This is a genomic window from Streptomyces calidiresistens (assembly GCF_014141525.1).
Lineage (GTDB): Bacteria > Actinomycetota > Actinomycetes > Streptomycetales > Streptomycetaceae > Streptomyces > Streptomyces calidiresistens.
Genome location: NZ_VKHS01001235.1, coordinates 1 through 1,077 on the forward strand (window position 1 = coordinate 1; position 1,077 = coordinate 1,077).

Annotated in this window: 1 protein-coding gene; it reads left to right on the forward strand. The window is 74.0% G+C overall.

Annotation, left to right across the window (positions count from 1 at the left end; all coding sequences use genetic code 11):
• Positions 1-25 precede the first annotated feature (25 nt).
• Positions 26-1,039: an ATP-binding cassette domain-containing protein gene (locus FOE67_RS26595; RefSeq protein ID WP_182667373.1), complete on the forward strand. Its 1,014-nt coding sequence runs from the start codon at positions 26-28 to the stop codon at positions 1,037-1,039.
• Positions 1,040-1,077 lie beyond the last annotated feature (38 nt).

Sequence of the window (1,077 nt, forward strand, 5' to 3'; positions counted from 1 at the left end):
TAAGAGACAGGGCAGGGGCTACTCGGTGCTGGCCGAAGGACTCACCAAGCGCTGGGGCGACAAGGTCGCCCTCGACGGCCTCGACCTGGCCGTGCCCCGGGGCACCGTCCTCGGCCTCCTGGGCCCCAACGGCGCGGGCAAGACCACCTGCGTCCGCATCCTCACGACCCTGCTGCGTCCCACCGCCGGGCGCGCGGTGGTCGCCGGTCACGACGTCGTCACCGCTCCCCGGGAGGTACGCCGGCGCATCGGACTGACCGGCCAGGAGTCGGCGGTGGACGAGATCCTCCCCGCCCGCCGCAACCTGGAGATGTTCGGCCGTCTCTTCCACCTCGACGCCCGGCGGGCCCGACGCCGCGCCGATGAACTGCTGGAACGGTTCGACCTCACGGAGGCCGCCGACCGCGCGCCCGCCACGTTCAGCGGCGGGATGCGCCGCCGTCTGGACCTGGCGGCGAGCATGATCCTCGCCCCCGAGGTGCTCTTCCTCGACGAACCGACCACCGGCCTGGACCCGCGCGGCCGGATGGAGGTGTGGGAAACCGTCCGCGAGCTGGTGCGCGGCGGCACCACCGTGGTGCTGACCACCCATTACCTGGACGAGGCGGACCGCCTGTCGGACCGGATCGCGCTCGTGGACCACGGGCGCAAGGTGGTCGAGGACACCCCCACCGGCCTCAAGCGGGCCGTCGGGGGCGACCGGATCGAGGTCGTCGTCCGCGAGCCGGCCGACCTGCCGACCGCCCTCGCCGTCCTGATCCGGATCACCGCGGACGCCGAGCCGGTGGTCGAGGAGGACGAGTTGCGGGTGCACGCCCCCGTCCGGGACCGGATGGCCGCGCTGACCGGGGTCACCCGGGAACTCCACGAGCGGGGCACGGCCGTGGAGGACATCGGACTGCGCCGCCCCACCCTCGACGAGGTCTTCCTGCGGCTGACCGGTCGCCCCTCCGGCGCCGACGATCGGACCTCCGGCGAGGGGCCCGCGAACCGTCCCGCCACCGCCAACCGTCCCACCGCCGAGGAGGTCACCCCATGAGCGGGATGAGGACCCGTCCCCTTCCGTCCGCCGAGCCC